The organism is Fervidicola ferrireducens (genome assembly GCF_001562425.1).
GTDB classification, from domain to species: domain Bacteria; phylum Bacillota; class Thermosediminibacteria; order Thermosediminibacterales; family Thermosediminibacteraceae; genus Fervidicola; species Fervidicola ferrireducens.
Genome location: NZ_LOED01000009.1, coordinates 14,783 through 33,587 on the forward strand (window position 1 = coordinate 14,783; position 18,805 = coordinate 33,587).

The 18,805-nt window shown below is 43.1% G+C and carries 24 protein-coding genes; all 24 read left to right on the plus strand.

The genetic code is table 11. From position 1 onward, the window contains the following. Positions 1 to 2: 2 nt before the first annotated feature. The 24 genes from hslU to fliP all read left to right on the plus strand — a co-directional run bounded on the left by hslU (position 3) and on the right by fliP (position 18,793). On the plus strand, positions 3 to 1,406 hold the full coding sequence (hslU, locus tag AN618_RS04815) for an ATP-dependent protease ATPase subunit HslU (protein ID WP_066352739.1): 1,404 nt from the start codon (positions 3 to 5) through the stop codon (positions 1,404 to 1,406). A gap of 42 nt (positions 1,407 to 1,448) precedes the next feature. Further along, entirely contained in the window at positions 1,449 to 2,234 is a 786-nt protein-coding gene (gene codY / locus AN618_RS04820) for a GTP-sensing pleiotropic transcriptional regulator CodY (RefSeq protein ID WP_066352741.1), read from the plus strand. 187 nt (positions 2,235 to 2,421) lie between these two features. After that, a complete protein-coding gene (gene flgB, locus AN618_RS04825; protein ID WP_245628405.1) occupies positions 2,422 to 2,841 on the plus strand; it encodes a flagellar basal body rod protein FlgB in 420 nt (139 codons plus the stop codon). Between the two features lie 5 nt (positions 2,842 to 2,846). Next, entirely contained in the window at positions 2,847 to 3,290 is a 444-nt protein-coding gene (gene flgC, locus AN618_RS04830) for a flagellar basal body rod protein FlgC (RefSeq protein WP_066352746.1), read from the plus strand. A gap of 34 nt (positions 3,291 to 3,324) precedes the next feature. Next, complete coding sequence (fliE, locus tag AN618_RS04835; RefSeq protein WP_066352750.1) at positions 3,325 to 3,612, plus strand: flagellar hook-basal body complex protein FliE; 288 nt, start codon at positions 3,325 to 3,327, stop codon at positions 3,610 to 3,612. A gap of 19 nt (positions 3,613 to 3,631) precedes the next feature. Further along, a complete protein-coding gene (gene fliF / locus AN618_RS04840) occupies positions 3,632 to 5,173 on the plus strand; it encodes a flagellar basal-body MS-ring/collar protein FliF (RefSeq protein WP_066352752.1) in 1,542 nt (513 codons plus the stop codon). 12 nt (positions 5,174 to 5,185) lie between these two features. Next, entirely contained in the window at positions 5,186 to 6,193 is a 1,008-nt protein-coding gene (fliG, locus tag AN618_RS04845) for a flagellar motor switch protein FliG (RefSeq protein ID WP_066352754.1), read from the plus strand. Beyond that, positions 6,186 to 6,950, plus strand: a complete 765-nt coding sequence (locus AN618_RS04850) for a FliH/SctL family protein (RefSeq protein ID WP_066352756.1) — start codon at positions 6,186 to 6,188, stop codon at positions 6,948 to 6,950. The genes fliG and AN618_RS04850 overlap by 8 nt, the downstream gene beginning before the upstream one ends. After that, positions 6,943 to 8,268, plus strand: a complete 1,326-nt coding sequence (gene fliI / locus AN618_RS04855) for a flagellar protein export ATPase FliI (protein ID WP_066352758.1) — start codon at positions 6,943 to 6,945, stop codon at positions 8,266 to 8,268. The genes AN618_RS04850 and fliI overlap by 8 nt, the downstream gene beginning before the upstream one ends. A 6-nt stretch (positions 8,269 to 8,274) precedes the next feature. Further along, positions 8,275 to 8,727 carry a flagellar export protein FliJ gene (fliJ, locus tag AN618_RS04860; RefSeq protein ID WP_066352759.1) on the plus strand — a complete coding sequence of 151 codons (453 nt, stop codon included), beginning with the start codon at positions 8,275 to 8,277 and terminating at the stop codon, positions 8,725 to 8,727. Positions 8,728 to 8,732: 5 nt separating this feature from the next. Continuing rightward, the gene (locus AN618_RS04865) at positions 8,733 to 9,296 is read left to right on the plus strand and encodes a MotE family protein (RefSeq protein ID WP_066352760.1); all 564 of its coding nucleotides are present in this window, start codon (positions 8,733 to 8,735) and stop codon (positions 9,294 to 9,296) included. 38 nt (positions 9,297 to 9,334) lie between these two features. Beyond that, the gene (locus AN618_RS04870; RefSeq protein ID WP_066352761.1) at positions 9,335 to 10,576 is read left to right on the plus strand and encodes a flagellar hook-length control protein FliK; all 1,242 of its coding nucleotides are present in this window, start codon (positions 9,335 to 9,337) and stop codon (positions 10,574 to 10,576) included. A 14-nt stretch (positions 10,577 to 10,590) separates the two neighbouring features. Continuing rightward, a complete protein-coding gene (locus AN618_RS04875; RefSeq protein WP_187694880.1) occupies positions 10,591 to 10,980 on the plus strand; it encodes a flagellar hook capping FlgD N-terminal domain-containing protein in 390 nt (129 codons plus the stop codon). Between the two features lie 29 nt (positions 10,981 to 11,009). Continuing rightward, the gene (locus tag AN618_RS04880) at positions 11,010 to 11,396 is read left to right on the plus strand and encodes a TIGR02530 family flagellar biosynthesis protein (RefSeq protein ID WP_066352763.1); all 387 of its coding nucleotides are present in this window, start codon (positions 11,010 to 11,012) and stop codon (positions 11,394 to 11,396) included. 84 nt (positions 11,397 to 11,480) lie between these two features. Further along, the gene (locus AN618_RS04885) at positions 11,481 to 12,743 is read left to right on the plus strand and encodes a flagellar hook protein FlgE (RefSeq protein ID WP_066352765.1); all 1,263 of its coding nucleotides are present in this window, start codon (positions 11,481 to 11,483) and stop codon (positions 12,741 to 12,743) included. Positions 12,744 to 12,800: 57 nt separating this feature from the next. Continuing rightward, a complete protein-coding gene (locus tag AN618_RS04890; protein WP_066352767.1) occupies positions 12,801 to 13,001 on the plus strand; it encodes a flagellar FlbD family protein in 201 nt (66 codons plus the stop codon). Continuing rightward, positions 12,994 to 13,803 carry a motility protein A gene (locus AN618_RS04895; protein WP_066352769.1) on the plus strand — a complete coding sequence of 270 codons (810 nt, stop codon included), beginning with the start codon at positions 12,994 to 12,996 and terminating at the stop codon, positions 13,801 to 13,803. Before AN618_RS04890 ends, AN618_RS04895 begins: the two co-directional genes overlap by 8 nt. Beyond that, positions 13,769 to 14,536 (plus strand): OmpA/MotB family protein, encoded by a 768-nt coding sequence (locus AN618_RS04900; RefSeq protein ID WP_245628406.1) that lies wholly within the window; start codon positions 13,769 to 13,771, stop codon positions 14,534 to 14,536. Before AN618_RS04895 ends, AN618_RS04900 begins: the two co-directional genes overlap by 35 nt. A gap of 14 nt (positions 14,537 to 14,550) precedes the next feature. Then, positions 14,551 to 14,976, plus strand: coding sequence for a flagellar basal body-associated FliL family protein (locus AN618_RS04905; protein WP_157081630.1), 426 nt, complete (start codon positions 14,551 to 14,553; stop codon positions 14,974 to 14,976). A gap of 16 nt (positions 14,977 to 14,992) precedes the next feature. Further along, on the plus strand, positions 14,993 to 15,991 hold the full coding sequence (gene fliM, locus AN618_RS04910) for a flagellar motor switch protein FliM (protein ID WP_066352772.1): 999 nt from the start codon (positions 14,993 to 14,995) through the stop codon (positions 15,989 to 15,991). Continuing rightward, positions 15,981 to 17,078 (plus strand): flagellar motor switch phosphatase FliY, encoded by a 1,098-nt coding sequence (gene fliY, locus AN618_RS04915; RefSeq protein WP_425402670.1) that lies wholly within the window; start codon positions 15,981 to 15,983, stop codon positions 17,076 to 17,078. Before fliM ends, fliY begins: the two co-directional genes overlap by 11 nt. 20 nt (positions 17,079 to 17,098) lie before the next feature. Further along, a complete protein-coding gene (locus AN618_RS04920; protein ID WP_066352778.1) occupies positions 17,099 to 17,458 on the plus strand; it encodes a response regulator in 360 nt (119 codons plus the stop codon). A gap of 13 nt (positions 17,459 to 17,471) precedes the next feature. Beyond that, positions 17,472 to 18,023, plus strand: a complete 552-nt coding sequence (locus tag AN618_RS04925) for a FliO/MopB family protein (RefSeq protein WP_066352785.1) — start codon at positions 17,472 to 17,474, stop codon at positions 18,021 to 18,023. Beyond that, positions 18,020 to 18,793 (plus strand): flagellar type III secretion system pore protein FliP, encoded by a 774-nt coding sequence (gene fliP, locus AN618_RS04930; RefSeq protein ID WP_066352787.1) that lies wholly within the window; start codon positions 18,020 to 18,022, stop codon positions 18,791 to 18,793. Before AN618_RS04925 ends, fliP begins: the two co-directional genes overlap by 4 nt. Positions 18,794 to 18,805: the final 12 nt, after the last annotated feature.

Sequence of the window (18,805 nt, forward strand, 5' to 3'; positions counted from 1 at the left end):
TTTTGGAAGACTTAACCCCGAGAAAGATTGTTGAAGAACTGGACAAATATATAGTTGGTCAGCAGGAAGCCAAACGGTGCGTGGCCATCGCGCTTCGAAATAGATACAGGAGGCAAAAGCTACCCAAGGAGCTTCAAGATGAAATAATGCCAAAAAATATATTGATGATTGGACCTACGGGAGTCGGTAAAACGGAAATAGCAAGAAGACTTGCAAAGCTTGTGAACGCTCCTTTCGTCAAGGTTGAAGCCACTAAATTTACTGAAGTCGGTTATGTCGGGCGCGATGTGGATTCGATGGTGAGGGATCTGGTGGAAACCTCCATAAGGATGGTCAAAGCGGAGAAAATGGAACAGGTAAAAGACAGGGCGAAAGAACTGGCAGAGCTTAGAATTGCGGAAATATTGCAGCCGGACCCCGCAAAGAGCAGCGGTTTTAAAAATCCCTTTGAAGTCCTTTTCGGTAATATATCCAGAATAGATGAAAGCGACGAGGAATACGAGTCAAAGCTGAAAATGGCCAAAGAAAAGCGTAAGGCTCTGCTTGAGGATATAAAGTCCGGTAAACTAGATAATGAAATGATAGAAATAGAGGTTGAGGATAATTCCGTGCCCGTGCTGGAGGTATTTTCAAATTACGGGATTGAGGAAATGGGCATAAATTTCCAGGATTTATTCGGCGGCCTTATTCCAAGGCGAAAAAAGAAAAAAAGAGTCACCATCGAAACTGCAAGGAAGATATTGACCCAAGAAGAAGCCCAGAAGCTCATAGATATGGACGAAGTTATATCGGAGGCCATAAAAAGGGCCGAAGAAACAGGCATCATCTTTATAGACGAAATCGACAAGATAGCCGGAAGAGAGCACGGGACAGGCCCCGATGTATCGAGAGAAGGCGTTCAGAGGGATATTCTTCCGATTGTGGAAGGCTGCACGGTCGTAACGAAGTACGGACCCGTAAAGACCGATCATATCCTGTTTATCGCTGCAGGAGCTTTTCACATTTCGAAGCCCTCGGACCTCATACCCGAGCTACAGGGAAGATTTCCGATTCGCGTGGAACTGAAGAGCCTCTCAAAGGAAGATTTAAAGAGAATTTTAGTAGAGCCCAAAAATTCGCTGATAAAACAATATAAGGCTTTACTGGAAACTGAAGGAATAAAAATCCATTTTACGGAAGATGCTATTGATGAGATAGTAAGTATAGCAGCACATGTCAATCAGCATACGGAAAATATTGGTGCAAGGAGACTCCATACCATTATGGAAAAGCTATTGGAGGATATATCATTCAACGCTTCCGAAATCAAAGAAAACAGCCCCGAATTTGTCATCGACAAAAATTATGTCGATGAAAAACTAAAAGATATAGTCAAAGATAAGGATTTAAGCATGTATATTTTGTGATACAATTAATTTTAAAAAAATCGGAAAAGGAGGAAATATAAAATGAGCAGTGATTTGCTAGAAAAAACAAGGAGAATCAACAAATTACTACAAAGATCTGCGGGTTATCCTGTGGATTTCAGCGAAGTCTGCAAAATTTTGAGCGAAGTCTTAAATGCCAACGCTTACGTGGCTAGCCGAAAAGGAAAGGTTTTGGGCTACGCGCTTCTCAACGAATACGACTGCGACGTAATACAAAACAGAGTCCTGGAAGAAAAGATGTTTCCAAAAGAGTACAATGACAAGTTGCTGGAAATTCACGAGACGATGCCGAATATACCTCAGGAAGAACTAGAGTGCGTGTTTGACAGCACCCAGAGATGTCCGCATCCCGGGAAATTGGTGACTATCGTGCCTATAAACGGAGGAGGGGAAAGGTTAGGCACTCTTGTCCTTGCCAGGTTCGGCGACAAATTTACCGATGATGACCTGGTTCTCGCGGAGTACAGCGCAACGGTCGTAGGAATGGAAATACTGAGGTCGAAGACTGAAGAGATAGAAGAGGAAGCCCGGAAGAAAGCGGTGGTGCAGCTTGCCATAGGTACCCTGTCGTTCTCGGAACTTGAAGCCGTGCAGCACATTTTCGAAGAGTTGGACGGAAACGAAGGATTGCTCGTGGCAAGCAAAATCGCCGATAGAGTTGGAATAACTCGCTCCGTAATAGTAAACGCGCTGAGAAAACTAGAGAGCGCAGGAGTTATAGAATCCAGGTCGCTGGGAATGAAAGGAACATATATAAAAGTTTTAAACGACAAACTGCTGGAAGAACTAAAAAAAGTTCGCTCATAAAAATGCGTGAAATTTTATTTCACGCATTTTTTTTGCTTTTCGGTAGTCCCAAAGTATCATATACAAAAATATCCATGTGTGTTATAATATGACATAACAAGACATTAAATTTTGAGGTAAAAGCAGGAAAATACAAATTTTTGGCGAAGTTAAGAGATTGAATCGCGTATATTGTCGAAAAAAGAAGGTGAAGTACGTGATGGATATTTTTGAAATGCCCGGTCTTTTAAAGAAATATATGGATGCAAAATGGTTAAGGCACGAAGTGTTGTCTAACAACATCGCGAATGTGGATACACCAAACTTCAAGAGGTCCGACGTGGTTTTTGAAGATTTACTGAAAAACTATTTAAAGGAAAACGGTTCTAAGCTTCCCCTTTCCACTACCAACGAAAAGCATATTCAAAATACATGGTCGATGATAGATATAAAGCCGAAGATTATTGTCCAAAACGATAGAACCTTGAGAAACGACGGAAACAACGTGGACATAGATAAAGAAATGGTCGAACTTGCCGAGAATGCTCTATCTTACAATATAATAGCCGAGCAGGTTCAAAGGCAGTTTTCTTTATTGAGGTCGGCAATTACCGAAGGAAGGAGATAACGGTTATGAGTATCTTCAGGGCAATGGAGATTAGCGCTTCGGGTCTAACCGCTCAAAGGCTCAGGATGGATGTGATTTCGAACAACATAGCTAATGTGAATACCACCCGCACTGAACAGGGAGGCCCTTACAGGAGAAAAAGGGTCATTTTTCAGGAGAAAAGGCCAGATTTTAACTTTAAAGAAATACTTAATGACTCGCTGTCGAAAGCCGTAGGAGAAGGGGTTAGGGTAGTGGCTATAGAAGAAGATCCTGCACCTTTTAAACTGGTATACGACCCGTCGCATCCCGATGCCGACGACAACGGATACGTGAGGATGCCTAACGTAAATATTGTAACAGAAATGGTCGATATGATATCGGCAACCAGAAGTTACGAGGCCAACGTAACGGCGATAAACGCGGCCAAGAGCATGATAAGTAAGGCTTTAGAGATAGGAAGGGCATAACGAATGTCGATGCAGGAAAAAGGGGGTAATCGTCGTGCTTGTTGGTAGGATCGGAGAGTCAACCGGCAATTTGTATGCACAACCCACCGACAGCAAAAGCAACAATTCTTTTAGTGAATTATTGAAAAAAGCCTTTGAAACGATTAACGGTTATCAAAAAAATTACGATGATGTCCTCAGGAAAATGCTTGCGGGAGAAGATGTAAGCGTCCATGAAATAATGATCGCTGCGGAAAAGGCGAAACTTTCTTTAGATCTGGCAATACAAGTGAGAAATAAAGCCCTAGAAGCTTACCAGGAGATCATGAGGATGCAGATATAACAGGTGAAGGTGGAATTTAATGGAATTTATTAACAGTCTAAGGCAAAAGTTGAAGGAGTTTTGGGAATCTAAGAGCAAAGCTCAGAAGATAAGGCTCGGGTTGAGCGCAGCCCTTGTTGTTTTGGTGGTAGCTATATTGGGTTATTTCATGACAAGGCCGAATTACGTGATACTTTATTCCAATTTAGATGAAAAAGATGCGGGAGAAATTGTAAAAAAGCTGGATGATATGAAAATTCCTTACAAGCTTACCGATGGCGGAAGAACAATTCTCACCGATGCTAAGGACGTCTACAAAGTGAGGCTGGAACTTGCAAGAGAAGGGCTACCGAAAGGCGGACAGATAGGCTTCAGCGATATTTTTGGCAAAACCAGGCTGGGGACCACCGAATGGGAAAAACAGATTCAATATACCCAGGCTTTGCAGGGAGAACTGGCAAGGACCATAGAGGAAATGGAACAGGTAGAGACGGCCCGCGTACATATTGTCCAACCCCAGAAAAGCCTCTTCATAGAGCCAAACGCCCAAAGAGAACCATCGGCCGCGGTTTTTCTGAAATTGAAACCAGGGAAAGAACTCACTGAGGAGGAAACGCGGGGTATCATAAATTTAATTGCCCACTCCGTCGAGGGACTTAAACCGGAGAACATTACCATTGTAGATGAGTACGGGAGGATACTATCGAATATCCCCCTTTCGGAAGAGGAGAATACGAAGGAAATAGTCAACGCTCGGCTTGCCATACAGGAAAATTTTCAGAAACAGCTGCAATCTAGCGTGCAGTCACTTCTCGAGCAGATTTTCGGCCCAGGTAATGTGGCCGTAAGGGTAAATGTCCAGCTAGACTTCGATAAAAAAACGGTTGAAAACCGCACGTTTGCTCCGCCGAATCCGGAACTTAACGAAGGACTGCTTAGAAGCGTTCAGGAATTGAGGGAATATTTTTCGGGACAGGGCAACGTCCCTCAGGGAGAACCAGGAGCGGGAAGTAACGTGGGGACGTATCAGCAGCAGAATGCAGAGGGAACCTCCGATTATCAAAAGAGCGAAGTAATACGCAACTACGAATTGAACGAATCGAAGGAAAATATTGCGGTTGCTCCTGGAGCGGTTAAAAAGCTTACGGTTTCGGTTGTGATAAATAGGGAACTGACCGATGATGAAAAAGACAGAATAGTTGCTCTCGTTGGAAATGCAGTGGGTTACGACATACAGCGGGACCAGATTACGGTTGAGGGGATGGCTTTTGACACCCAGCTTGCCGACATGCTTTCGAGGCAGCTGAGCGAAGAAGCCCGAAGCCGGCAGAGGCAGAGGGTAATAATCATCGTAACCGGTCTGGCTTTTGCCGCAATACTTGCTGTTGTATACCGCAATTTGATGCGACGGAAGCTCCAAATGGAGGAGGAAAAACTTGCGCAAAAACTTGCGGAAGCTCAACAGGCTGCCTCGGTAGAAATCGATGAAAAAGAAGAGTTGTTTAAAAACATTGAACGGCTTGCTAGGCAGCGGCCTGAAGAGGTTGCCAAAATCATTAGAAACTGGTTAAACGAAGAGTAAGAGGTGTTTAAGATGCCCTTGTCCAAAATTAGCGGAAGGCAAAAAGCGGCAATCCTCATGGTTGCCCTGGGCCCTGAGGTGGCTTCGAAAGTATATCGCTACTTAAAGGAAGAAGAGATAGAGCAATTGACAATCGATATAGCAAGTTTAAGAAAGGTTAGGGAGGAAGAAAGGAGAGCCGTTTTTGAAGAATTTTACCAAATGATGGTGGCCAACGATTACATAGCTCAGGGCGGGATAGAATACGCCAAAGAAATACTGGAGAAAGCATTGGGCACCCAGAAGGCCTTTGAAATCATCAACAAGTTAACTTCGACATTACAGGTCAGGCCCTTCGACTTTGTCCGAAAGGCCGATCCCTCCCAACTTTTGAACTTTATCCAAAACGAGAATTCTCAGACCATAGCCCTGATAATGGCGTACCTTCAACCGGAAAAAGCCGCACTGCTCCTTTCTTCACTGCCGCCGGAAAAACAGGTGGATATAGCAAAACGCATTGCTACAATGGAAAGGGTTTCACCCGAAGTAATCATGGAAGTGGAAAAAGTCTTGGAACGACAGCTGTCTACGGTGGTAGTGGAGGATTACACCAATGTGGGAGGAATACAGGCTATAGTGAACATTTTAAACGGAGTCGACCGCAGTACGGAAAAGAACATAATAGAAGCCCTTGAGATGGAAAATCCGGAATTGGCCGAGGAGATAAGGAAGAGGATGTTTGTGTTTGAAGACATCCTAACCCTCGATAACAGGTCGGTGCAGCGGATATTGAGGGAAATAGATAACCAGGATTTGGTGCTGGCTCTTAAGGGAGCGAGTGAAGAGGTCAAAAACAAGATATTCAGCAATATGTCGAAACGCCAGGCCGAAATGATCAAGGAGGATATGCAGTATTTAGGTCCCGTAAGGCTGAGAGATGTGGAAGAAGCCCAGCAAAAGATTGTGAACGTCATAAGAAAGCTCGAGGATGCCGGCGAGATAATTATTTCCCGCGGAGGAGGCGATGACATAATTGTCTAAAGTTTTGAAAGGCGTCGAGGTTTCAAGGGAAACTCCATATAAAATAAAGGATTTACATTTTCGAACCTTAAAAACCGAAAATACCATAAAAGATAGGGCTTGCTTTTCGCTTGAAGCGTTTTACAAGAGCAAGGCTAGCAAACTTTTTGACGATGCTGCTCAGAAAGCATCGGAAATAATCGAAAAAGCAAAGGAACATAGTAAAGCCATTATCCAAGAAGCTGTAGAAAAACGGGGAGAAATAGAAAAAGAAGCTTTCGAGAAAGGTTATGAAGAGGGCTTTAGGAAGGGGAAGGAAGATGCTGAAAGGAAAATGCGGGCCCTCTTTGAAAAATATCTGGAGCAGTTTAATGGATTGAGGGAGAACCTTTTGAATCAAAACAGAGAGTATTTGAAGGTTGTGGAAAAGGAATGCCTGAAATTGGCCTTTTACATGGCCGAAAAAATATTAATGGAGCACGCCCGGGTAGATAGCGGATATGTACTCAGCATAGTCGAGTCAGCCCTTGAAAAAATCGGGCAGGAAAAAGACGTGTTGGTGAGGATAAGCGAAAAGGATTTTCAAAGACTTGAGGGAGAAATAAAAGACATCTGCCAAAAGGCGAAGACCAAAAAGGTCAACTTTGTTAATGACCCGACGCTTTCCGAAGGTGAGTGCATAATATTAGGGAACTGTTTTGAAATCGATGCCGGGTTACGCACTCAGCTTGAAAACCTGAAGAAAGAATTGATGGAAATGGAAGTATTGTATGAGTAGGAGCCTCTTTGAAAATTACAAGGCAATTATAGATGGTATAGATACTTTGAGGATAAAAGGGAAAATATCTAAAATTGTTGGCCTTACAATAGAATCCCAGGGTCCTCCCGCAGAAATTGGAGAGATTTGCAAAATAAAACCTTCCCGCGGGTCAGGGGAAAAGTTGCTGGCGGAAGTGGTCGGATTTCACGACGACAGGATAATATTAATGCCCCTCGGAGATATGGAGGGCATTGCACCGGGGGAAGAAGTGGAAGCCACGGGGAAAAAATTAATGGTGCCGGTCGGAGACGAGCTGCTGGGCAGAATCTTGGATGGATTGGGCAATCCGATTGACGGGAAAGGGCCTATAAAAAGCCGTGATTATTATCCGCTGTATAACTCTCCTCCAAATCCGGTAGAGCGAGCTCCGATAGATACCCCCTTGCCGCTGGGAATAAAGGCCATAGACGCTCTAATAACTTGTGGACGGGGGCAAAGGATAGGCATCTTTGCGGGCAGCGGAGTTGGGAAAAGCACTCTATTGGGCATGATTGCAAGAAACACAAAGGCAGATGTAAATGTTATAGCCCTGGTAGGTGAGAGGGGAAGGGAACTAAACAGTTTTATAAACAAGGATTTGAGAGAAGACGGATTAAAAAGGTCCGTTGTGGTCGTTGCCACATCGGATAAACCTCCGCTTGTAAGGACTAAGGCGGCTTTTACGGCTACAGCTATTGCTGAGTATTTTCGGGACAAGGGGCTCGATGTACTTTTGATGATGGATTCCGTTACCAGGTTTGCCATGGCGCAGCGGGAAGTGGGTTTGGCAACGGGCGAACCTCCCGTGACGAGAGGTTATACTCCTTCGGTTTTTGCAGTTTTACCTAAGCTGCTGGAAAGAGCGGGTACATCGAGCAAAGGTTCTATTACCGGAATTTACACGGTCTTGGTAGATGGCGACGACTTAAACGAACCCATATCGGATGCTGTGCGGGGTATTCTCGACGGACACATTGTGCTTTCGCGAACTCTTGCGAATAAGAACCACTATCCGGCTATCGACGTTTTGTCGAGTATCAGCAGGCTTATGAACGACGTTATTTCCGAAGACCATAAGAGGCTTGCCGCTAAAGTAAAGAGCCTGATCTCCATTTACAACGAATCGGAAGACCTTATTAACCTTGGTGCTTATGTTAAGGGGAGTAATCCTAGAATCGATGAAGCGTTGAGATATATCGACGAAATTAGAAAGTTTCTAATCCAGGATGTGGACGAAAAGGTGGATTTCGAAGAAACTCTGTTGCGATTGAAGAGGATTTTTGAAGGAGAGTTATAAAAGCCTATGAGGCGGTTTAAATTCAACTTAAATACCCCATTGAGAATAAAGCAAAAAATTGAACAGATTAGGGAACAACAGCTGATAGAAGCCCGCATGGCCCTTGAAAGAGAAAAACAGGAGCTTTTAGCTTTAAAAGAGAAAAAGAACGATATAAAGCAGGTGATGGAAAGAGAATTGCAGCAATCGCTGAAAGCGGCTGAGCTAATGCTTTACGAGTCTATGATGAACACCCTAAATGACAGGTTAAAAAATCAGGAATCCAGGGTTGAGCGTGCCAGGGAAAAATCGAAAGAAGCAATGGAATTGTATTTGGCGGCGAGGCGAGAAAGACAAGTAATGGAAAAATTAAAAGAGAAAAGGTATGCTCATTATCTTGTAGAACTGAACCGGGAGGAACAAAAGATTTTGGACGATATTGCCTCACTCGCTTACATCAGGCGAGGAGGGGAGGAATAGTAAAAGTGAACGGTGAAAACAAAGGTTCGCAGTCCAAAATAGCGATTGTTGTTTTAATCGTGTTGTTGCTTTTGGCGATAATTTTTGCTGGGTGGTTTTTAATAACCAGGGCAAAAAGTCTTCCATTCAGCAGTGTAGCGGCAAAAATTCCCGTTATAGGTGCTCTTTTTGCGAAAGGTTCGTCGGAAGAACAGAGCCTTTTAGAGCAGTTAGAAAAGGAAAAAAGCTTGCTCGACGCCGAATGGCAAAAAATAAACAAGCAGGCTAGCGAGATAAATCAAAAGCAAAAGGAGTTGGAAAAAAAAGAGCTGGAACTTAATGAAAGGGAAATGAAGATAAATCAGGAAAAGGCCAAAATTGAAGAAACTTTGGAGAACATCAAAAATGTTGCCCAATATTACGAGCTGATGGCTCCCAATAAAGCTGCAGCTATCATGGAAACATTGGAAGATGAAGTGGTCATAAGGATTTTCAAGAATATGAAAAAAGAAGCTGTATCCGAAATTTTGGCAAATATGGACCCAAAAAGAGCAGCAGCAATAACCAAAAAATTATCGGGTGAACAATAGTTTAGAATTTAAAAGATTTACGAAAGGAGGTGAAAAAAGTGATAGGCTACGTGATTACCGCTGAAAATTTTCCAATCGATAATGAAAAACTTAATGCTCTTGCTGCCTGGCAGAAGGCAAAAATCACCTCTTATGCTGACCTTAGTTGTGCAGAATGTTCAAGTTTTAAACAGTTGCTTGAACTTCTTTCGGGGAAGACCGAAAAAGTTGAAGGTTTGGGAAAGGATAATTTACCGCCCGATATTTACACCCTGCTGCTGCAGCTATTAAATACAGCCACCCACGGTGAAGGGGTGACAGCCATCGAATTAACGTCATGGGAATCGAATACTGCGAATAACGATGCGGCAGCCGGATTAAATATTACGGAAAAGATCGACGAGAAAACAAAAGCGATTGACCAATTATTAAATCCCGATAAAATGGAGCTTCTTTCTTCAGAAAACCCCTCTAACGAAAAAAGTGAGGTTTTGATAACGAATTTTAAATCGCCTTTGAGGGAGTTATCAAGAGTAGATGACATGGCAGAAATATCGAGCACAATGAAAAATAATAATGTAGAAGAACAACCGAAGGTGCCAAAAGGGACTGAACTCCTACATAAGCAAAAAAAAGAAGTTTACGATTTTGCGAAGGTCGTAGCTGGCGATGAGGAGCAGGGAGTATTCCAAGAAGTATTGAAAATACCTGAAAGCCCTGTAAAAACTTTTGAAATCATCCTTTCCGCTCCTGTAAGGGAAAAAGTCAGTTCAGACGCGGATGTTCCCGATAAAAAGGGAATGTTGGCTCCGGAAAACTACAAAGAAAAAATCCCGTTTTTAAAAAACGCGATATTCGATGAGCTGGTCGAAAAAATCCAAGTTGCCATAAAAGGTCCGATGAGAGAAATAAAGATAAAAATAAAGCCGGAACATCTAGGCGAAATGATGGTGAGAATCACGCAGGAAAAAGGAGAACTGAACGCAGAGTTCTTCGTAAAAAACGCCCATTTGAAAGAACTCCTGCAGTCAAGCGTTCAAGAAATAAAAGGTCAAATATCAAAGCAGGGTTACGAACTCAGTGATATAAAAATTTACGATTTTCCGATGCGATTTGATATGCAGCAACAAAGCGAAAAAAGGTACGAAAATGGCCAGTATAATACCGGCTATTACCGAAAATTCCTTAAAACTGGTGAAGGAGAAGAAGGAAAGATAACAAAAAACATTGAAGAAGTAGTTCCGGTTAATGCTCCTTACGGTATTGTAGAAGGTTTGAGCATGATAAATTACATCATCTGAAAGGGAGTGAAGCCTTGAATACTATTGAAAATGGTGGAATTTTAGGAACGACTGCCAATAGCGGTAATTACACGACGAAGAAATCTGCTCTCTCTAAGGATGACTTTTTAAAGCTGCTGATAACCGAGCTGAAGTTTCAAAACCCCCTTGAACCTCTAGAAAGCAAGGAATACATAGCCCAGCTTGCAACTTTTTCGACATTAGAACAGCTTCAGAACCTGAATGAGCAGATTTCCACCATGTCGGCTATAAGCCTCATTGGTAAAAATGCGAAGGCCGCCGATGAAAAAGGTTATGTGTCCGGAGTGGTAAAGGGAGTATCGTTTGCGCAAGGGGAGTTAAAGCTTATCTTGGGCGATGAAGGAAGATTGGTTTCGTTAAAGGATGTATTTGAAATAAGCTAAAGGGCGACTGACGTTAGGCGGTGGTGAAAATGGACGAATACATGAAATTGTCCTTCAATTTACCGGTAAATAGAATAGAACCTGCAGGACAGAGTAAGCCAAAGCAGGAAGTAGGAAAAACGACCGGAGATTTCCAAAAAATACTGGAAGAAAAACTAAGAGGAGAGCTGAAGATTTCCAAGCACGCCATGCTTAGAATGACATCTCGAAATATAAATTTGACACCCGAGCAGCTGGAAAAGCTGAGTGCTGCGGTGGAAAGGGCCGAGAAAAAAGGGGTAAGAGAGTCGTTAATCCTGATAAACGATGTAGCTTTCGTGGTCAGTATCAAAAACAGAACAATCATAACCGCTGTAGACGGCCCTAACTTAAAGGAGAATGTGTTTACTAATATAGACGGTGCCGTGATAATGTGAGCCGGACCTTTAAGGGGGCTCGGGACTCCCGAACGACCGAGGGAGTAAAGGCACCGATGATAAATCTAGGAGGAGGAATAAACCATGATGCGTTCGATGTTCTCGGCTGTGACGGGTCTGAGAAATCACCAGACGATGATGGATGTTATCGGAAATAACATAGCCAATGTCAATACGGTGGGCTTTAAAAAGAGCCGCGTTACATTTCAGGATGCCTTATACCAAACGATAAAAGGTGCGTCTTCTGCCCAGGGAAATAGGGGTGGGACCAACCCCATGCAGGTGGGGCTCGGGATGACGGTAGCCTCCATAGATACGCTCCACACTCCTTCAAGCCTCGAGGCCACGGGGAACATGACGGACCTCGCCATAGAAGGAGACGGATTTTTCATCCTTTCCGACGGCCAGAACTATTACTACACAAGGGCCGGAAATTTCGGATTCGACGAAGAGGGCAATCTGGTGAGCACCTCTAACGGCCTCAAAGTCATGGGGTGGCAGGGCACTGCGGATAAGACCCCACAGAACATAACATCCATAAGAATACAAAAAGGCATGATGATGCCGGCCAAAGCTACAGGCGAAGTGAGATTCGCAAAGAATTTAGATGCTTCAGCTCCCGTAGAATTGGATAAAGAGAAGGGCTATAAAATTCCATTTAAAGTCTATGATTCATTAGGAAATTCTTATGAACTGCTAATAATTTTTAATAAAACGGATGTAAATAAATGGGAATACACTGTCATTCCTTATAGTGAAAATATCGATTATCAAAACTTAACGTCAAATGGGACTTTGATTTTTGATCCTATTGATGGTGATTTATTTGACCAAAATAATGAGCCTTTTCAGGGTTCGGAAATAAAAAAAGATATAAATGTAACCCTCTCGAATGGTACTTCTCTTTCTTTTAAAGTTGACTTCTCGTATTTAACTCAGTACGCAAAAGAAACTACGGTCGACCTATCCTACCACGACGGCTATGCTGCGGGAACTTTGTTGGGGATTTCAGTGGACTCCAAAGGTGTGATTACCGGGGTTTTTGACAACGGCCAGAACATGGAACTTGCCCAGGTGGCTTTGGCGGTTTTTGATAACCCGGCGGGACTTACGAAGGCGGGAGGCAACACCTACACGGCTTCCAACAATTCGGGAGAAGTCCAGATTGGCATGGCCGGAACCGGCGGAAGGGGTACAATAAGTCCCGGTTCCCTTGAGATGTCCAACGTGGACCTGGCCGAAGAGTTTACCCGCATGATAGTTACTCAAAGGGGATTTCAGGCTAACTCTAGGATAATTTCTGTAGCGGATGAAATGCTGCAGGAACTGGTGAATATAAAGAGATAACCTAAGGCCCGGGGATTAAGCCCGGGCCGGTTAAAGCCTTTGAAAAGAGGTGTGACCTTGATAGAACTCACAAGGCTCAACGGCAAAAAATTTTTCCTGAATGTGGACTTAATCGAAACCATAGAACCGACACCGGATACCGTTATAAAACTTACCAATGAAAAGACGTATATTGTAAAAGAATCGCCCCTTGAGATAGTGGATAAAATCGTAGCATACAAAAGAAGGATTGTAAGGGGATGTGAAGTTAATGGATAGAGCGACGCTGATAGGTATAGTCGGAGGACTTGGACTTTTTCTGTGGGCTATATACATGGGAGGAGACCTTAAAGCTTTCATAAATATTCCTTCATTGATGATAGTGCTTGGAGGCGTTATGGCTTCCACTTTAATCAGCTTTCCTCTTTCGAAATTCATCGGAGTATTGAAGATATTAAAAAATGTATTCGTAGAAAAAAGCGTAAGTGCTGAAGAAATCATAAAGACCATTGTGAGACTTGCCGATATCGCAAGAAGGGAAGGTCTTTTGGCACTGGAAGAAACGGCAGAACAATTGGAAGATGATTTTATGAAACGGGGCGTGATGCTGGTGGTGGACGGTACCGACCCCGAGCTTGTTAAAAACATCTTGGAAACGGAACTTGCTTTTCTCGAAGAAAGGCACAAAGAGGGGCAAAGCATTTTCGAAACCATGGGTTCGCTTGCGCCGTCTTACGGATTGCTGGGTACAATAATTGGCCTTATACAGATGTTGAGTAAATTAAACGACCCCAGTTCTGTAGGGCCGGGTATGGCAGTAGCGCTTATTACCACCTTTTACGGGGCGTTTCTCGCATATTTTATTTTTAATCCGATTGCGGGAAAGCTCAAAGTTAGAAGCAGGCAGGAAATCCTCTTAAAGGAAATTATGATAGAGGGCATCCTTTCAATACAGGCGGGTGAAAACCCGAGAATAATAGAGGAGAAACTGAAGGCTTTCCTGTCGCCCGAAATTAGAAGGTCCTTTAAGGAAAAGGAAAAAGAAAGTGCTGAAAGCGGTGATAGCCTTGCCTGGCGCTAGAAGAAGAAAATCGGAAGACGCCCCGCCTCCGGGTGCGCCTCTGTGGATGACCACATACGGCGACCTTATTACGCAGACATTAATATTCTTCGTCCTGTTGTTTGCGCTTTCCAATGTGGATGCAAAAAAATTCGACCTAGCCATAACTTCAGTGCAAGGTTCTCTGGGCATATTGGAAGGTGGAAAATCGCTTATAGAGGGAGAGTTTGTGGAAGAAGGCCTTGCCGGTGAAAATTTATTTACTGGAGAGCAGCAAGAGGAAAAAGAGCTGAAAGAATTGGGAGATACAATATTGGAAATAGTCAAGAGAAGCGGTTACGAGGGGGTAACGGTTAGTATAGATGAAAGAGGGCTTGCGGTAAGGTTCATGGAAGGAGTTCTGTTTGATTCCGGAAAGGCCGACTTAAAAAGTGAAGCGATAAGGCTATTAGATAAAATCGCACCCGTATTAAAGCAAAGCCGGCGCCCCATTAGGGTGGAAGGCCATACTGATAATGTGCCGATACATACCAGAGAGTTCCCCACAAACTGGGAACTGTCTACGGCGAGAGCGGTGAGCGTGTTGAGGTACCTCGTCGAAAACCACGGAATTCCACCGCGGATGATTTCGGCCGCGGGCTACGGCGAATACCATCCTATTGCGCCAAATGACACGGATCAAAATCGTTCACGAAATAGGCGGGTAGAAATCATAATACTCAGTTCTTCTTTAATGACACAGGAGCCTAAGTGAATGGAGGTAAATACATGGCCAATAAATTGCGTTCAGCGTTAAAACTCTTGGTACTTGTGATTTTGCTTTTGCTGGTCACCACCGTTGTAACTTACTTCGTTGCAAAAAACATACTGGCGGATAATTCTAAAAAGCAGCAGGAAAACCAATTCGTAACTTACCCCTTGGGAGATTACCTCACAAATCTGGCGGATAGAGGTTATGTGAAGGTTTCTATTGTGTGCCTTCTTGACGGAAAGGAAGTAGAAAAAGAATTGGCGAAAAAAGAATACCAGATAAAGGACAGGGTTTATGCCATCCTGCGCTCAAAAACTTATGACTCGGTAAAAGACTCAAAAGGCATGGAAGTACTAAAAAAGGAAATAAAAGATACGGTAAATAAATTGATTGAAAGCGGGGAAGTCGAAGAGGTGTATTTTACGAACATAATTGTAAACTGACGAGGAGGTCAAGGGCTTGGCCGAAATACTTTCCCAGAGCGAGATCGACGCTCTTATAAACGCACTTAAAGCGGGCGAAATAAAGGCTGAAGAGATAAAAAAAGAAGCCTACGAAAAGAGAATAAAGGTTTACGATTTTAGAAAACCTAACAAGTTTTCGAAAGAACAGCTCAGCACATTGCACCTTATTCATGAGAACTTTGCCCGGCAGTTAATAACTTACTTTTCGGCACAGTTAAGGACTCTTGTCCAGGTGAACGCTTCTAGTGTAGATCAGATGCCTTATTCGGAATTTATATCTTCAATTCCCAATCCGTCAATCATAGGAATAATAGATTTTCAACCATTAAGAGGCGCTATAATTTTTGCGATGGATACCTTTTTGGCTTTTTCAATAGTCGAAAGATTGCTCGGAGGAAGCGGGGAATACAAAGATAAGCCGAGAGAACCTACCGAAATCGAATCTAACATCCTGCAAAGGGTGTATTCAAAGCTCGCAAAACTAATAAAAGAAGCTTGGCAGGATATATTGGAACTTGACCCCGTTTTTGACAAACTCGAGACCAACCCCCAGTTCGTTCAGCTGGTTTCCCCAAATGAAGCTGTCGCTCTAATAACTATCAACGCAAAGGTCGGGCAAACCGACGGAATGATAAACTTTTGCATTCCGTACATAGTAATTGAGCCTGTTATGCCTAAATTGTCCGCCAAAATATGGCTTTCCACCAGCAAAAGAGAAGGCGGCGGAAGTTTTACTCAAATGATTGCTAAAAAGCTGGAAAGGGTCAGTGCGGAAATAAGGGCCGAAATAGGCAGAGCCAAGATATCGGTCAGAGATTTTCTAAACCTGGACGTGGGAGACGTTATACAATTGGATAAGCGGGTAAACGAGGAGATTGATATTTTCGTACACGACATCCTCAAGTACAAGGGAATAATGGGCAAACGAAATGGACGTCTGGCGGTAAGGGTTACGAAAGTTATGAGCGAAAGGGATGAAGCAAATGATGGATGAAAATCGAATCTTATCGCAAGAGGAAATAAATGAACTCCTGGCCAAATCGCTTTCTAAAAAAAGTGAGGAAGAGGTCCTCACTCAGGAGGAAAAGGATACTTTAGGAGAGATAGGAAATATATCCATAGGTACATCGGCTACGACCCTTTATACGTTATTGAGGAACAGGGTCATAATTACAACACCGAATGTGATGGTAACTACCATCGAAGAATTGCAAAAGAAATTTTCTATTCCATTTATAGCGGTAATAGTGGACTATACGGAAGGTATTGAAGGAAGCACCATTCTTATTATAAAGGAAGAGGATGCTAAAATTATAGCCGACTTGATGATGGGCGGAGATGGTACTAACACCGATGCGGAATTGGATGAGTTAAGGCTGAGTGCCGTAGGCGAAGCCATGAATCAGATGATGGGATCTTCTGCGACATCCCTATCTACGCTGTTAAAAAGGAATATTAACATTTCCCCTCCCAAGCTCCAGCGGATTAGCTTTGACGATGACTCCCTCAAGAATTATTTCAAAAAAGAAGAAAAGATCGTGGTAGTTTCCTTCCAAATGGAGGTGGGAGAATTAATAAAAAGCCAAATCATGCTTTTGATGTCGGTTCCGTTTGCGAAAAAAATGGTAAGGGAATTATATGAAGCGTCGTCGGAAAGCGCTGCAGAGAATATGGAAAATGTAGAACTCGAGAAAGAAGAAAAACACCTCTCGGAAGAAAATAGAGCAAAGCAAAAGCAGTTTTCCGAAAAGGAGAAGGACAAAGTTGAAGTTAAGCCGATTGAACTTGAAGACTTCGATGATAGGGCAACTTCGAGCAGGAAATCTTCATTGGATCTCATAATGGATGTTCCTTTGGAAATTTCTGTCGAACTCGGGCGGACAGTCAAAAAGATAAAAGAGATACTGGAAATAGGGCCAGGTTCCATAATCGAACTGGAGAAAATGGCTGGAGAGCCAGTAGATATCCTGGTAAACGGTAAACGTATAGCGAAAGGAGAGGTCGTGGTTATTGACGAAAATTTCGGAGTGAGAATAACAGAAATCATAAATTCCAGTGAGAAAATTGACTATTTACAGTAAAGATTAAGGAGGAAGTCAAAATGGCGGGAATTTTGATTGTAGATGATGCAGCCTTCATGAGGATGATGATAAAAGACATTCTCACCAAAAATGGGTTTGAAGTGGTGGGGGAGGCCGAAAACGGCGCCGTGGCCGTGGAGAAGTACAAAGCGTTGAAGCCCAGCCTCGTGGTGATGGACATAACGATGCCGGAAATGGATGGAATTGAGGCAGTAAGGAGAATAAAAGCGATAGACCCTGACGCAAAGATAATCATGTGTTCGGCAATGGGGCAGCAGGCTATGGTCATAGATGCCATACAGGCCGGAGCAAGGGATTTCATCGTGAAACCCTTCCAGCCCGATAGGGTGGTAGAGGCTGTTAAAAAAGCACTTTCGTGAAGAAGGTAAAGGTATGAAACCAAAAATTTTCTCATATACCGTAATAGTTCTAATCGTGCTTTTTTCATTCATTGGTAATTCAAAGGTGCTGGCCGACAACGGTGAAGTTCCGTCAATAGACATAAAAAATCTGCAAAATTACAACTTCGAACAGTCCGGCAGAGAAAATCGAACGAGCTTTTATGAAAAAAGCTTTATGAGTTTTGCAATCTACATTGGCTCGGTAGCACTGGTATGTGCATTGGCAATTTTGGCCTTGCGATGGATGGCAAAGTATGCTAAGCCGTCGGGTTGGAAGAGCAAGTATATGGAAGTATTGGACGTGCTCTATTTTGATTCGAAAAACCGCATATACATAGTAAAATCTCCGGCAGGCGTGAAACTCCTGGGGGTATCGGATAAGGGAATAGATATGATAGGGGAGCTGGATGAAAAGACGGCCGAATTAATAGAGGAAGCCGAAAAGTCGGGCAACCTAAGCAGAAATTTTGGTATGCAGCTGGAATATTTCCTCAAGAAATTTAAAAGTCTTCCCGGTACAAAAGACGGTGATGACAAATCATGAAGAAGAATAGAAGGATGATAAATTTTTGGTGTTCGGCCATATTATTGGGAATTATATTTTTCAATCCCGTAAAAGCATTTGCTGCGCCCGAAGCTCCAATACCATTTTTCGACTTTGTAAGGACGGCCAATACCCCTGAAGAAACGGCACTGACCCTGCAAATAATTGCAGCTCTCACCGTATTGTCCCTTGCGCCTTCCATCCTCATAATGATGACTTCATTCATAAGGGTAATTATCGTTCTTTCGTTTGTACGAAACAGCCTGGGTCTTCAACAGGTTCCGCCGAGCCAGGTTCTCATAGGATTGGCGCTTTTTATAACTTATTTTGTAATGGCCCCTGTCTTTTCCGATATAAACAAAAATGCCCTTCAACCTTATCTGAGGGAAGAAATAAGTTTTCAGGAGGCCTTCGAGGAGGCGCAAAAACCCTTAAGGGATTTTATGTTCAGGCAGACCCGGGAAAAAGATTTGGCGCTGTTCTTGCACTACGCTAAGATGCAAGATCAGGTAAAAACTTTGGATGACGTCCCTACATATGTATTGATTCCCGCTTTTATTATCAGCGAATTGAAGACAGCATTTCAAATGGGCTTTATGATTTTCATTCCCTTTCTCGTCATAGATATGGTTGTGGCAAGTACACTTATGTCGATGGGCATGTTGATGTTACCGCCTGTAATGATTTCTCTTCCGTTCAAAATATTGCTCTTTGTGATGGTGGATGGCTGGAATCTCGTAATAGGCTCGCTTTTGTCGAGTTTCAATTGAGGTGAGAAATAG